Origin of the sequence: Pseudomonas sp. LW8 (assembly GCF_041956865.1) — a bacterium.
GTDB classification, from domain to species: Bacteria; Pseudomonadota; Gammaproteobacteria; order Pseudomonadales; family Pseudomonadaceae; genus Aquipseudomonas; species Aquipseudomonas siliginis.
In genome coordinates, this window is sequence record NZ_CP168138.1 from 2,741,363 (window position 1) to 2,756,005 (window position 14,643).

The window sequence follows — 14,643 nt, forward strand, 5'->3', positions numbered from 1 at the left end:
CTCGCCCTCAGTCGTGAACAGCCAACGCTGATCGCGGCCCGTGAAGGCAAATGAATAGCAACGGTGCAGTGCTCCAACCCTTGGATTACTGCGAAGCAGAGTATTGCTCAAGACAGCCGATTCGTCGCGTCACAGATCAATCTGATCCGTATTTTTTTATTCCAGCTGTGCCAGATTGCGCAGAAAGTCACCGAATCCGCCCTTGGCCCGACTGTCGAGACGGGCGCTGGTGTGCACTTGCGGGCGATGACTCCAGGCGATATTCGCACCGCTGCGCTCCAGCGCACGCACCAGTTGCACGTCCTCGTCACAGGTCAGCGGTTTGAAACCGCCGGCCAGGCGATAAGCCTCGGCGCTGACACCGAGATTGGCGCCGTGAATGTGCCGATGGCCATCGCGGGCCTGATAATGGCGGTGATAGCGAATCTGCGCCGCTTCATCGATCGATTCGTGCCAGTGCTCGACGGTCACCGTGCCGCACACTGCGTCCGCCTCCAGTCCCAGTTGCGCCGCCAGCCAGTCATCGGCGACGCGGCTGTCGGCGTCGGTGCAGGCGATCCAGCGGGCACCGCGCTCGAGCAGCAGTCGCGCACCGGCGGCTCGGGCTTCGCCGACGTTGCGTGCGTCGATCTGCAGGCTCAGCACCGGATAAGCGCTGACGATCTGCGCCGAGGCGTCGCTGCAACTGTCGAGCACCACCAGGATTTCCACCGGCTCGCCGCCCAGTTGTGCATGCTGGCTGGCCCGCAGGGCGGCGCGCAGGCATTCATCGAGCAGCGCTTCTTCGTTGTGTGCAGGAATCACGATACCGATCAACGCAAGCCCTCCAGTGCCGCCACCGAGCGTGGCTCGCGGCTCCACAGTTCGAGAATGAAATCCGCTTCCTGATGCAGCACCAGACGCGGCAAAGCCAATTGATCGTGGATCTGATCGTGGACCTGACGTGCATTCAACGGGCAGCCCTCGATCGGCGGGCGCCAGTGGCAGGCCAGCAATTGTCCGTCGGCCGTCAGTGACTCACTGATCCGGCGGATCATTTCTGTCAGATCTTTTTCGTCGAGGTAGTAGCCGATTTCGCTGAATACAATCAGGTCGAATTTTTCCTCCGGCCAGTCAGCCGGGAGGCGTCCCTGACGGACTTCGGCATGCTCGAACACGCTCAAGCGCGTACGCGCCAGCTTCACTGCCGCGCTCGCCGTGTCGCAGCACAACAGGCGGTCGCAGCGCGGAGCCAGTTCTGCACTCAGTTCGCCGTTGGCGCAACCCGGTTCGAACACCGACCTGTAGCGCGGACGCGGCAGGGCGGCGAGGGTGATCGCGCGTTTGCGCTGCTCGTACCAGCGCTGGCGGAACGCCCATGGATCGTCGTTGCCAGCGAACAGGCCGTCGAAATAGCGGTCATCGACGCTCACAGGAACACCACTTCAAAAGGTTGCAGCAAACGATCAAGCACATAGGGAGCGAGCACCGGCCCGAGCCCGACGTCGCGGTCGCCTTCCAGCTGGCTGGCGAACGCGTGGGCCGCGTGGCGTTTGCGCGCGATGTGCGTGGGTGACAGAAGAATCTTGCGCGCGCGTTCCCATGGCACCGAGGCGTCTTCCGGGGTTGCCCAGTGCCAGGTCCAGACCGGAAGTTCATGGCAGGTCGCACCGACGCGTCGCGCCGCCTCGACACTGGCGCGGCCGACGGCCTCATGATCGCTGTGGCCGTCCTGGCGCCAGGTAGTGAAAACCACATCATTGGCGTGCAGATAACCGGCGATGAATTCGCTCAACCCGGTTTCCTGAGCCGCCACTTGGGTGTCGGTAAACCCGCCGCGCAGCCATTTCAGGCTGTGCATCGGCAAGCCGAGGCGGCGCAGAGCTTCGGCGGATTCCTGCGGTCGCACCACGCTCAAGCGTTCGACCGTCCAGCGTTGCGAGCCGGGGTGACTGGCGCTGCCATCGGTAACCGAGATCAATTGCAACGGCCGTCCGGCTGCCGCCAGCAACTGCATGATGCCGCCGCAACCGAGCACTTCGTCATCCGGATGCGGCGCGATGATCACCGCCCGCGAACCCAGCGGTACCAGGTCAAGAACGTCGATGGCGGGCAGTTCGGCCAGACGCCGCGAACCCTGCCATTGCTGCAGTGAAGTGCCCTGGCCGACGATCGGGTTGTCCTTCATAACGCCCAGACCTCGCAGGATTGACCGGCAATCCGCTGGCCCAGCGCAGCAAGGTCGCGCTCGGCGTGACTCTGGCGCAGAAACACCGGCAAGTCGGCACTCAGTCGCGCAAAATGCCGATCCTGACAAAACGGCCCGGCACCCAGCGCCCGCCCGACTTCACGCATGACCTGTTCGGCAGACTGTTCGACCACCGCGCGGGCGCGACGGGCCAGCAGTTCAGCGTCAGCCTCAGGCTGCGCATCGATTTGCAACGCGCTGAAGCGCAACACGTCGGCCGCTGCTTGCAGTGCTGTGTCAGTCGCACCGAGATGGGCGAGGGCGTGCGGTTCATCGCGTTGCGCGCAATGCTGACGCAGCCCTTCGGCAATCCGCCGTGAAGCGCCGTACCAGCAAGCCGCGATACCGATCCCGCCCTGCCAGAACCCCGGCCGTTGCAGGTAATCACCGGGGTTGCCAATGGCCTGCGCTTCGGCGTTTTCAAACAGCACTTCGACGCTGCCGGTGGCCGCCATGCCCACGGCTTGCCAGCCCTGATCGGTGATGGTCACGCCAGGTTGATCGAGTGCGACTGCAACCAATTGCTGCTGATCATCAGCGTCCCACGCAGTGAGCAAGGCGTGGCTGAGCACCGCAGCGCCAGAGCACCAGGCCTTGCGCCCGTTCAGCATCACCATATGCCCGGACGGCGTGACTTTCACCCGTGCCTGCGGCGGTTCGGCGGCCCACATGCCCCACGTGCTGCCTGGGGTTGGCGTACCGCCCAATTGCTCGATGATCGCCAGCGCATCCGTGTGGCCTTCATAGAGTTTGCACAGCCCAAGATCGTGTCCGCCCACCTCCGATAGACGCTGGAAGCGCTCCAGCGTGTGACCGCTGCCGGGCAACGGCAAGCGGTCAAGGCCGGCCTCTACCATTGCTCGCAGGCAACGGCCGAGGGCATTGGTGTCGGCGTAATCTGGCGGACGGCGGGCCAGATAATGTTGAAAGTCCATATCAATCTTCTTCGTCACGTTGCAGTTCGAACAACAGCAACGAACGCCCGGTCACCGAATACTCGTGGCCGAATTCGAAGCGTTCCTGGCCGCGAATCGACGGCTGATTGGTATCGATCATGCAAGTCCAGAAGCCACCATCCGGCACTTCCGGCAGGGTGAAGTTGACGATGTCGTGGTGGGCGTTGACCACCAGCAGCAGCGTCGCGTCGGCGCCTTTGCGACGGATGCCGGTTTCCTGCGCGCGACCGTCGAGCAGCATGCCGAGGCAGCGATTGTGCGCATCGTGCCAGTGCTCGGTGGTCATTTCGGTGGCGTCTGGTGCCAGCCAGGTCACGTCCTTGACGCCGATATCTTCGTTGTACTCGCCGACCAGGAAGCGTCCACGACGCAGGATCGGATAAGTCAGGCGCAGCTTGATCAGGCGTTTGACGAACTTGAGCAGGGCCTTGCCGTCCTCGCTCAGGTCCCAGTTGACCCAGCCAATCTCACTGTCCTGGCAATAGGCATTGTTATTGCCGTCCTGCGTGCGGGCGAACTCGTCACCGGCGACGATCATCGGCGTACCTTGGGCCAGCAGCAGGGTGGCGAAGAAATTGCGCATCTGCCGGTGGCGCAGAGCGTTGATTTCCGGATCGTCGGTCGGGCCTTCGACGCCGTGGTTCCACGACAGGTTGTTGTTGCTGCCGTCCTGATTGTTTTCGTCGTTGGCTTCGTTGTGCTTGTCGTTGTACGAGACCAGATCGTTGAGGGTGAAACCGTCGTGCGCGGTGATGAAGTTCACCGACGAATACGGCCGGCGCCCACGCTGGTTGAACATCTCCCCGGAAGCGGTCATGCGGCTGGCGAAATCGGCGAGCTGGGCGTCGTCACCTTTCCAGAACGCACGCACGGTGTCGCGGAACTTGTCGTTCCACTCAACCCAGCCCGGCGGAAAGTTGCCGACCTGATAACCGCCGGGGCCGCAGTCCCAGGGTTCGGCGATCATTTTCACCTGACGCAGCACCGGGTCCTGACGGCAGGCGACGAGGAAGCTGTGGCGCTCGTCGAAACCATCGTGGTAACGGCCAAGAATGGTTGCCAGGTCGAAACGGAAACCGTCGACGTGCATCTCGCTGGCCCAGTAGCGCAGGGAGTCAGTGACCATTTGCAGCACGCATGGGTGACTCAGGTCCAGGGTGTTACCGGTGCCGGAGTCGTTGATGTAGTAGCGCTTGTCGTCGGGCATCAAGCGGTAGTAGGAGGCGTTGTCGATACCGCGCATCGACAGGGTCGGACCTTGCTCGTTACCTTCGGCGGTGTGGTTGTAGACCACGTCGAGAATGACTTCGAGATTGGCATCGTGCAGGTGCGCGACCATTTCCTTGAATTCGGCAATCTTGCCGCTGGCCAGATAACGCGGGTCCGGGGCGAAGAACGCGATGCTGTTATAGCCCCAATAGTTGGTCATGCCCTTTTGCAGCAGATGCTGATCGTTGACGAAGGCGTGAATCGGCAGCAGTTCGACAGACGAAACACCGAGCTTGCGAATGTGCTCAAGCACGTCGTCGACCATCAAGCCGCCAAAGGTGCCGCGCAGGTTTTCCGGCACCGAAGGATGACGCATGCTGATGCCGCGCACGTGGGTTTCGTAAATGATGGTCTTGTCCCACGGCACGCTGACGCGATGGTCATTGCCCCAGGTGTGGGCCGGGTCGATGACCTTGCACTTGGGCACGAATGGCGCGCTGTCACGCTCGTCGAAACTGAGGTCGGCGTCGGGGTGGCCGATGGTGTAGCCGAACAGCGCCTCCGACCATTTCAGCTCGCCGACCAATTGTTTGGCGTAAGGGTCGATCAGCAGTTTGTTGTGGTTGAAACGGTGACCATTGGCCGGGTCATAAGGACCATAAACGCGGTAGCCGTAGATCAAGCCAGGATGCGCATCCGGCAGGTAGCCGTGGTAGATCTCATCGGTGTATTCCGGCAGCTCGATGCGTTCGAGTTCGACTTCGCCGGCATCGTCGAAAATGCACAGCTCGACCTTGGTGGCGTTGGCGGAAAACAGAGCAAAGTTCACCCCCAGACCATCCCAGGTCGCACCCAGCGGGAAGGGCAGGCCTTCACGGATTCTCGACGGCTCGGCGTGCGCAGCGGGTTCGGCTTTCTTTGGACGGGTCATGATTGCTCCTGCAAAAAAACGGGACAGTTCAGGCAATGAGATTTCCTTGTGGGAGCGAGCCTGCTCGCGAAAGCGTCGGTACATTCGACGTTTTCACCAACTGACCTAGCGCTTTCGCGAGCAGGCTCGCTCCCACAGGGTGGTGTGTTTTGCCCCAAGAAGGGCTTTCTTCGGGGCGCAAGAACCCCTTGTGGCGAGCACGCTCGCCACACAGTCATTCAGTTCAAAAATGGATCGGGTCAGTTCGCCGGAGGCTTCTTCGCGGCTCGCGGCTTTTTCTCGGCAGCCTTTTCGCCCGGCGGGACTACTTTGGCCGTGGCCGCAGGCTTGGCTTTCGCCGCTGGTTTGGCTTTGGCGGCTGCCGGTGTCTTGCCGTCGGTGCTTTTCGCTGTTGCCGCTGTAGTCTTGCCAGCCACTTTGCTGCCAGCCGCTTTTGGTGGCTTCTTGGGTGCCAGCGCTTCGGCCTCGGCCAGCTTGCGCGCCATTTCCCAATGACGTTCTTCGTGGCCTTCAGGTTTCCCTTCCGACTCCCAGATCTGATAGGCGAATTCGCGAATGCGTTTATCGTCGGTGCTCATCGCAATGCTCCTGAACTGAACTCATGCTTGTGTTAAGTGTTGGATAAAGAGATTGACCGGGACATCCCCCAGCGCTTCGCTGACATTCAGCTCCCTGTTTTGTGTGACTACGCTGCTTGCAAAAAGTCCCTTCAGGTTTGCATCCGAAGCGGCAGACGGTAAAACCACCCGCGTATCGCCCCAGCGCAGCGCATCGACCTGCGGGATGGCACTGTTTTCCAGCAACGTTGCGCAACGCACCGGCACTACGACAATGGCCCGCACGCCTTCGTGTTCACGCGCGAATGCCAAGACGTTGTGCGCCTGACTGCCCAGTACTTCCAATGGCTGGTAATCGCCACGGCGGAACAGCTCGCCGTGTTCCTTGCGCAGGTTCAACACCTCACTGATCAGCGCCTGTTTGATGCGCCCGTCACGCCAGTCCTTAAGCAGCTCGGTACCCGGCACGGATGCCTGCAACGCTTGCTCGCGTGCGGCGTAATCCACCGGGCGGCGGTTGTCCGGGTCTACCAGACTGAAGTCCCAGTACTCGTTGCCCTGGTACAGATCCGGCACACCCGGCACGGTCATGCGCAGCAAGGTTTGCGCCAGCCCGTTGAGCGCGCCGGCAGCGGCGATGCTGTTGACGGTCTTGCTCAGCGCCGCACGCAGCAACTCGCCTTCTTCACCGGTCAGCAGCTTCTCCGTGAAAGCCTGGGCCGCGTTTTCATAGGCTTCATTCGGCGCGCTCCAGCTGCTTTGCAGCTTGGCTTCGCGCAGGGCTTTCTGTTGCCACTGCCAGATGCGCTTGGCGTAATCGGCGAAACCGGCCTTGTCGTCGTCCTGCAGGTCCAGCGGCCAACTGCCGAGCAATGCCTGATAGAGGATCAGTTCGTCGCCAGCGGAAGGCGCGTCATCTTCGATGCGCACGGGGCGGGCGAGGGCGCGCCACAGTTCGACCTGATCGGCGTACCAATGGCTGCGCTCACTGAGTACGGCCAGCCGGGCGCGAGTGTCTTCACCGCGCTTGTGATCGTGGGTGGCAGTCGCCAGAAGGTTGTCGGGAAACTCCGTCATGCGCTGTTGATTGACTTCGTGGAACTCGCTGACCGGCGCACTGAATTGCTCGGTGTTGTAACCGACATCGTTGCGCGACAACAGCACCGCCGAGCGATACAGCGCAGTATCTTCCACGGCTTTGGCAGCTGCGGGCGAGGTCAGTTGCTGGAACCGCACGCAGGCATGCTTGAGGATCTTGCGCGAGCGCCCCCGTGGCTTGCGGCGCCATGGCGTGCCGCCAAGCCAGCTGGCGACCGAGTCGAGCACTGGCCAGTCAGCTTCGCTGAGGGTCTGCCGCGCACCGTCCATGGCGTGCAGGAAAATCGCTTCGTCCTGCTCGGAACGGCCCATCGCGCTGATGTAGGTGCGATAAACCGGGAAGTGCACGATCAACGCATGCAGCACGCGGCGAATCGCGCCCAGGGTCAGGTCGCGGGTCATCAAGTCATCACGTGCTACCTGATGCAGCGCCTGGGCAACACTTTCGAAGTCGCTGGCCAGCGAACCATTGAGGATTTGCTGACGGGCCAGTTGCGCTTCTTCCATGAACGCTGCCGGGCGCTCGGTGCGGCGCTGCCAGAGTTCGCCGAGGACATGTTCGCCGTCCGGGTCGTGTTGCAGCAGCGACAGCTGATTCATGAACTCGTAACCGGTGGTGCCGTCGACGCTCCAGTCGCGGCGCAGGGTTTCGCCCTCGCCGAGGATCTTCTCGACATAGATCGGCAGATGACGTCCCGGTGCCAAGTGATCCAGACGCCGACGCAACTTGCGGCAGTAGCCACGCGGGTCGGCGAGGCCGTCGATGTGGTCGATGCGCAGGCCGTCGACCAGACCTTCTTCAACCAATTGGAAGATCTTGCCGTGGGTTGCTTCGAACACTGCCGGGCGCTCCACGCGCAGACCGCCAAGCTCGTTGATGTCGAAGAAGCGCCGCCAGTTGATGTCGTCCGCCGCCGTGCGCCAACTGGCCAGGCGATAGCTTTGCCGCTCGAGCAACTCGTGGAGCTTGTGGAAGCCCTCGTCAGTGGTGGAATCGTATTGGGCGACATTGCTTTCGATGGTGGCCAGAACACGCGGATCGCTTGCCAGCTCTCGCAACTCCTGCTTCAGCGGGATCGCCAGCGAGTGAGCATCGGTCTGGTAACTGAGCGTACTGAAGCGATCTGCCAGCGATTTCAGCGTGTCGTCGGACTTGAGCAGCTCGCCATAGTTGTTCGGGCAGATCGGGAAGTGGTGGTCGTAATGCTCGACGTAAAAAGTCCCGGTCTGCGCGTTGAATTTGAGCTTGAGTGTGCCTTCCTGCAACGCCACCCCGTAGTCACTGCCAAGAAACGGCAGCAGCAATTGGCCTTCCATCAACGGGTCCGGCGAGTGCCACTGAATGTCGAAGAATTCGCCGTACGGACTCAGGCGTCCCCATTCCAGCAGGTCGAGCCACCACGGGTTGTCATTGCCGCCCACGGCCATGTGGTTGGACACGATGTCGAGAATCAGCCCCATGTTGTGTTCACGCAGGGTGCTGACCAGTTGGCGCAATGCCGGCTCGCCGCCCAGCTCAGGGTTGACCTGGGTCGGGTCGACCACGTCGTAGCCATGCATGGAACCGGCGCGCGCCGCCAGCAGGGGCGAGGCGTAGATATGGCTGATGCCGAGCCGGGCAAAGTACGGCACCAGTGGCACCGCTTGTTCGAGGGTAAAACCTTTATGAAATTGCAGGCGCAACGTGGCGCGCAGTGGCTGGATTTGCTGTTGATTCATTGGTCACGCTCAGAGGCTTGAAGGCGCGCGCAGGCCAGCAGTTCCAGGCGGCGGGCGGCATCGGGGCCGTCCAGCAACGCTTCGCTGGGACCGGGCAAACGTCGCGACCAGTTCGGATGTGAATCGGTGGTGCCAGGCAGATTCGGCTGTTCATCGATACCCAGGGCATCTTCCAGCGGCAGCAGCACCAGCGGCGCGCGGGTGTGGCCGAGGAAACGCACACTAGCATCGACCACTTGATCGGCTTCGTGGGACTCTTCGCGGAAGTTCTGTGGATCCTGACGCAGCGCATCGCGCAGGCCTTCGCGTTCACGCTCGCGATGCCGGCGCCAGTCGATTTCGCCGTTGGCATCGACCAGACCGAGGCGCGCGTTCCAGTCGATATCGCGGCCATGCCACCAGCCATTGAGTGTCGGCAGGTCATGGGTGCTGGTGGTGGCGAGCGCGTCATCCGGCCAGTCGAGAATCGGTTTGAAGCGGGTATTGTCCTGTTCGAACAACAGCACGCGCATGCCGAGAATCGAGCGCGCGGCGAGTTTTTCCCGCAGGCCTTCCGGCACGGTGCCGAGGTCTTCGCCGAGCACGATGGCTTGATGCCGATGCGACTCGAGGGCCAGCAGACGCAGCATGTCGTCGAACGGATAATACAGATAGGCGCCATCGGCCGGGGCGGCGCCGTTGGGAATCACCCACAGGCGTTGCAGGCCCATGACATGGTCGATGCGCAGGCCTCCGGCGTGGGCGAAGTTGGCGCGCAGCATCTCGATGAAGGCACGGAAACCGTTGCGGATCAGCCCTTCCGGCGAGAACGCGGAAATGCCCCAACCCTGGCCGCTGCGGTTCAGGATGTCCGGCGGCGCGCCGACGGTCAGCGAGGCGAGCAATTCATCCTGAAAACTCCAGGCCTGACTGCCGGCACCGTCAGCACCGACGGCGAGGTCGGCGATCAGGCCAATGCCCATGCCGGCACTGCGCGCGGCAGATTGCACGCGCTCGAGGCAGCGATGGATCAGCCATTGGCAGAAGGCGAAATAACCGATGCGCTCGGCATATTCTTCGGCAAAAGCGCCCAGCGCCGCGCCGCGCGGGTCGTGCCAGTGCTCCGGCCATTCGCGCCAGTCGAGGCTTTCGCCACGGGCGGCGCGCATTTCCTGAATGGCTTCGAAGCGGCAATGGTTCTCCAGCGCTTCGCCACCGGCATGCCGGAAGCTGGCGAAGTCGGCGTGCAGCGGATGCTCGCCAGCGACGAAACCGTCATATAAGGCTTGCAGCAGTTTCTGCTTGGCTTGTGCGGCGGCAGGCCAGTCGATCAGCTTGAGATTTTCCAACTGGTCGAACTGCGCGGCCAGGCCACTGGCATCGATTGCGTCACGCAATGCGCGCTCGCCGAGAATGCTGCCCGGCGCTGCGTACAGTGAATTGAGAAACAAGCGGCTGGACGGCGAATAGGGGCTATAGCGGCCATTATCGGAACTGAACATCGCGTGCATCGGGCTGATCGCCAGTGCATCGGCGCCACGTTCACCCGCTACACGAACCAATTCCTCCAGCGCCTGGGTGTCGCCAAAACCACCGTCACCCGGACGGCGCAGCGAATACAATTGGGCGCTCAGACCCCAGGCGCGCGGGATCGGGCTATCGACCGCATCGCCAACGCTGAAACAACGCTCAGGCGCCACAGCGAGAGTGAAATACTGATCGCCGATGTGCACTTGCTGGTAACCGACCGGAATCAAGCCGGGCAACATGGCTTCGTTGTCCAGCTTGAGGTTCATCTGCGAGCCGTCTTCAAGATGAATCTCGCAGGGCGTCTCCGGTGTGAAGTAGCGACTCAGGTCGAGGGCAACACCAACGTCGCAGGTCAGCAGGGGCGGCAGATGGCGGTCTTGCTGGACTTCTTGCAGTTGCAACAGGCTGGCATCGATTTCTTGCGCGGTGCTGGCGGGGTGGCCGAGTCCGATCAGGACATTGCGCAACACAGCGGGAGCGACTTTTTGCTGACGCCCGTTGGCGTCGATCCAGTCGACGGCAAGGCCGGCTCGACTGGCGAGTATTTCCAGTTGCGCATCGCTCATAGGCGCTCTCCATCCAGGGGGTGCAAAAGGGGTGCGGCCGTGAGGCTGACGAGCGCGGTGTACGCCGGCAGTTGGTTCGGGTCCGACAGTTCGATCGCGGCTGGCTGTTGAAACAGCCACTCGGTATCGGTCTGTGCAGGGTTGACCACTGGCGTGTCACTGAGGTTCAGGTCAATTCGCAGCTCACTGCCGTTGCCCAGCCGCCAGCGCGCGCTGACCGCTCCATAGCCGAGCATTTGCGCGCCCAGAGCCTGGGTCCCGGAGAGATGGGGAATGATGTACTGATGGCGCAACTTCAGCAGTTGCCGGTAGAGCTCTTGGGTCTGCTGTTGCAATGGCGTACCGCTGCCGGACAGTCGCGGCTGCGAAGCGTGGAAAGTGCTTTCGGCATTTGGATCAGGGATCTGTTCGCGCTTGTGCGGATCGGTAAAGGCACTGAATGCGGCGAACTCGTTGCGCCGACCTTCACGCACCAGTTCCGCCAGTTCACCGTGATGGCTAGTGAAAAACAGGAACGGTTGCTCGGCGGCAAACTCGTCGCCCATGAACATCAGCGGAATCATCGGCGACAGCAGCAACAACACCGTAGCCGCCTGCACCGCACGCGGGTCGGCAAGCTGATGCAGACGTTCGCCAAACGCGCGGTTGCCGATCTGGTCATGGTTCTGCAGGAACAACACGAAAGCGGTGGAGGGCAGATGTTCGCTCGGCTCGCCGCGAGGTTCGCCATGGCGAGTGATGTGGCCCTGGAACACGAAGCCCTGACTCAGGCAACGCACCAATTGCTCAGTGGGCTGCGCTGCATAGTCAGCGTAATAGGCGTCGGTTTCGCCTGTCAGCAGCACGTGCAACGCGTTATGACCGTCATCGTTCCATTGCGCGTCGTAATCGTTTTCCAGCAGGCTCGACTGGTTCAGCTCGTTTTCGACGGTCAGCCAGACGTGCCGGGTCGGGTCGATCTGCTGGCGAATGCGCCGGGCCAGATCGCTGAGGAAATCCGGGTCTTCAATTGCGTGCACCGCATCCAGACGCAGGCCGTCGAAACGGTATTCGAGCAGCCACATCAGTGCATTCTCAATGAAGAACTCGCGCACTTCCGGGCGGCGGAAATCGATCGCCGCGCCCCAAGGCGTGTGCTTGTCCTCGCGGAAAAAGCCCTTGGCGTAACGATGCAGATAGTTGCCGTCGGGGCCGAAGTGGTTGTAGACCACGTCGAGAATCACCGCCAGGCCATGGCCGTGGGCGCTGTCGATCAGGTGTTTGAGTTGTTCCGGTGTGCCGTAGGAGGCTTGAGGCGCGTAGGGCAGCACCCCGTCGTAGCCCCAGTTGCGATCACCGGGAAATTGCGCCAGCGGCATCAGTTCGATCGCGGTAATGCCCAGCGCCACCAAGCGCGCCAGATGCTGTTCGACTTCGGCAAATCCACCGAGCGCACCGACGTGCAACTCATAAATTACCGCTTCACTCCACGGCCGACCATTCCAGGTCGTGTGCCGCCATTGATAGGCATGGGGGTCGACCACCACGCTGTGGCGGTCAAGGTCACCATCCTGCGCTCTGGAGGCCGGGTCCGGCACCTCCAGTTCGCCATCGATGCAGTAACGGTAGCGACTGCCCGCCGGGCAATTGGCCTTGATTACAAACCAACCGTCACCCTGAGGCAGCATGGGCAACGATTTTCCATCTTCCAGTTCCACACTGACGTAGAACGCGTCAGGCGCCCACAACGCAAATTGCGTGTGCTCGGCATCCAGCATGATCGCGCCGTGGGGCCAGGTTTCTTGGGTCCTTGACGGCATTTTCTGCAACTCCCTGGTTATTTGTGGCTGGCTTTACCCAACGCCTTGGCGACCAGTTGTTCGTAAAGTTCGGCGTACGGTTCAACCGCTTTGCTCCAGTTGAACGGTGCAGCCATGGCCCGGCAACGCATGGCATTGAGCAATTCCGGGAAGGCGAAGACCTTGAACGCGCGGCTCAGGGCTTCCTTGTAGCTATCAACGGTGGACTCATCGAAGAGGAAACCGGTGACGCCGTTTTCAATGGTGTCGGCCAGACCGCCGGTGTTGCGCGCGACCGGCAGCGAGCCGAAACGCTGGGCGTACATCTGGCTCAGGCCGCAAGGCTCGTAGCGCGACGGCATCAAGAGGAAATCGCTGCCGGCGAACATGCGTCGGGCATCGGTTTCGTTGAAGCCGATCCGCACGCCGATCTGGCCTGGGAAACGCAGGGCCAGTTCACGCATGGCTTGCTCTTCCTCCGGCTCGCCGCGACCGATGATCGCGATCTGGCCACCGTTCTGCACGATGAACTCGGACACCGCTTCGGTGAGGTCGAGGCCTTTCTGATAGACCAGGCGCGATACCACGGCGAACAGCGGGCCGGTGGAGTCATTCAGGCCGAACAGCTCACGGACATGGGCGGCGTTGACCGCTTTGCCTTCCCAGTCGCCGATGGCGAACGGAGCAAACAGGTGCGGGTCGGTCGCCGAATCCCAGCTCTCGTCGATGCCGTTCGGGATACCGCTGAGCAGGCCTTGCTGGGTCTTGGCGGCAAGGAAACCGTCGAGGCCGCAGCCGAAGTCCGGGGTGGTGATTTCTTGCGCATACGTCGCGCTGACGGTGGTGATGTGGCTCGAATAGGCCATGCCGGCCTTGAGGAACGACATCTTGCCGTAGAACTCCATGCCTTCCTGTTGCAGGGCATGGGTGGGAATCCCCAGCTCCGGGCAGGAACCGAGGCTGGTCACGCCCTGGTAGGCAAGGTTGTGAATGGTGAACAGCGTTGGCGTGCGCTGCCCGCGCCAGTGCATGTAAGCGGGCGCGAGGCCAGCCGGCCAGTCATGGGCGTGCACCAGATCCGGGCGCCAGTGGATTTGCGCAAGATTGGCGGCGATGTCGGCAGCAGCCAGGCCGAGACGGGCGAAGCGGATATGGTTGTCCGGCCAGTCGCGACCGTTGTTGGCGCCGTAAGGGCCACCCTCTCGCTCGTAGAGCTCAGGGCAGATCAACACGTAGATCACCAGACCATCGGGCATGTCCATACGACCGATCTTGCAAGGTGGCAGCGCGGCGTGGCCACCCAGCTCGCCGATGATGTGAATCGGGTTTTCGCTGTGCACCACTTGCGGATACCCGGGAATCAACACCCGCACGTCATGCAGGTGGGCCATCGCCCGGGGCAGGGCGGCGGAGACATCACCGAGGCCACCGGTCTTGACCAGATCGGCGATCTCAGAGGTCACGAACAACACTTTTTTCTTGTTGGGATTCTGGCTTGCTACCGGAGCAAGCGTCTTTGTGCCGGGTACGTTGATCTGTCGGCTGCCGGGAACACTGATGGTGCTCGATTCTCCAAGCGACTGGTGAGCACGCTCTCCCTGAATATCCAATGCCGCACTGATCATATGTATCTCCCGTGTGTGATCTGATTCTTGTCTCGAACAAGCTGTTTCGTGGCCAAGTCCTGTGGCCGGGCGCAAAGGCGCCACGCATCGGTGAGCAAATGCTGACCCAACACGCGCAAGCAGAATGGGTGGTGAGGCCGTTGCAAGGATTACACCAGTCGCTTTCGCCCAGTTGTTCTGATGACCTGTGGCGTGAAGCAAAAGTTTCGACTTTTTTTCGTCGGTATGACCGAGTGGTTTGGCCACTGAAAAATGAGTCTAGGCCAGATCCTAGAGCGGGTCGGGGCAAATGGGTAAATTGTTCGACAATCGGTTGTGTCGGGATGTAAGCGAGGGTTCAGGAGGGGAAACGCTCCGACGAAGGGCATGTTTTTCGGTCGGAGTGGACCAAAACAGTGACTGGGCAGTCACGGTTTTGTGCTAAGGGATGGGCGAGTTGCACCGTTGTGGTGCGAGCGTATTGCAGAG

The 14,643-nt window shown here is 61.7% G+C and carries 10 protein-coding genes; all 10 read right to left on the reverse strand.

The genetic code is table 11. The features are described from left to right. Positions 1 to 156: 156 nt before the first annotated feature. The gene (locus AB9L16_RS12515) at positions 157 to 816 is read right to left on the reverse strand and encodes a glycosyltransferase family 2 protein (protein ID WP_041480987.1); all 660 of its coding nucleotides are present in this window, start codon (positions 814 to 816) and stop codon (positions 157 to 159) included. Further along, positions 813 to 1,412 carry an SAM-dependent methyltransferase gene (locus AB9L16_RS12520; RefSeq protein WP_056785814.1) on the reverse strand — a complete coding sequence of 200 codons (600 nt, stop codon included), beginning with the start codon at positions 1,410 to 1,412 and terminating at the stop codon, positions 813 to 815. Before AB9L16_RS12520 ends, AB9L16_RS12515 begins: the two co-directional genes overlap by 4 nt. Continuing rightward, positions 1,409 to 2,167, reverse strand: a complete 759-nt coding sequence (locus AB9L16_RS12525) for a PIG-L deacetylase family protein (RefSeq protein WP_150635385.1) — start codon at positions 2,165 to 2,167, stop codon at positions 1,409 to 1,411. Before AB9L16_RS12525 ends, AB9L16_RS12520 begins: the two co-directional genes overlap by 4 nt. Next, positions 2,164 to 3,162, reverse strand: coding sequence for an acyl-CoA dehydrogenase (locus AB9L16_RS12530; RefSeq protein WP_150635384.1), 999 nt, complete (start codon positions 3,160 to 3,162; stop codon positions 2,164 to 2,166). Before AB9L16_RS12530 ends, AB9L16_RS12525 begins: the two co-directional genes overlap by 4 nt. A 1-nt stretch (position 3,163) precedes the next feature. Continuing rightward, positions 3,164 to 5,323: a glycogen debranching protein GlgX gene (gene glgX, locus AB9L16_RS12535; protein ID WP_041480983.1), complete on the reverse strand. Its 2,160-nt coding sequence runs from the start codon at positions 5,321 to 5,323 to the stop codon at positions 3,164 to 3,166. 239 nt (positions 5,324 to 5,562) lie between these two features. Continuing rightward, the gene (locus AB9L16_RS12540; protein ID WP_095179950.1) at positions 5,563 to 5,901 is read right to left on the reverse strand and encodes a DUF2934 domain-containing protein; all 339 of its coding nucleotides are present in this window, start codon (positions 5,899 to 5,901) and stop codon (positions 5,563 to 5,565) included. A 21-nt stretch (positions 5,902 to 5,922) separates the two neighbouring features. Then, positions 5,923 to 8,697 (reverse strand): malto-oligosyltrehalose synthase, encoded by a 2,775-nt coding sequence (locus tag AB9L16_RS12545; protein WP_375123673.1) that lies wholly within the window; start codon positions 8,695 to 8,697, stop codon positions 5,923 to 5,925. Further along, positions 8,694 to 10,772, reverse strand: coding sequence for a 4-alpha-glucanotransferase (gene malQ, locus AB9L16_RS12550; protein ID WP_095179954.1), 2,079 nt, complete (start codon positions 10,770 to 10,772; stop codon positions 8,694 to 8,696). The genes AB9L16_RS12545 and malQ overlap by 4 nt, the downstream gene beginning before the upstream one ends. Next, a complete protein-coding gene (gene treZ, locus AB9L16_RS12555) occupies positions 10,769 to 12,571 on the reverse strand; it encodes a malto-oligosyltrehalose trehalohydrolase (RefSeq protein WP_375123674.1) in 1,803 nt (600 codons plus the stop codon). The genes malQ and treZ overlap by 4 nt, the downstream gene beginning before the upstream one ends. Before the next feature lie 17 nt (positions 12,572 to 12,588). Continuing rightward, complete coding sequence (gene glgA, locus AB9L16_RS12560) at positions 12,589 to 14,175, reverse strand: glycogen synthase GlgA (RefSeq protein WP_016774645.1); 1,587 nt, start codon at positions 14,173 to 14,175, stop codon at positions 12,589 to 12,591. Positions 14,176 to 14,643: the final 468 nt, after the last annotated feature.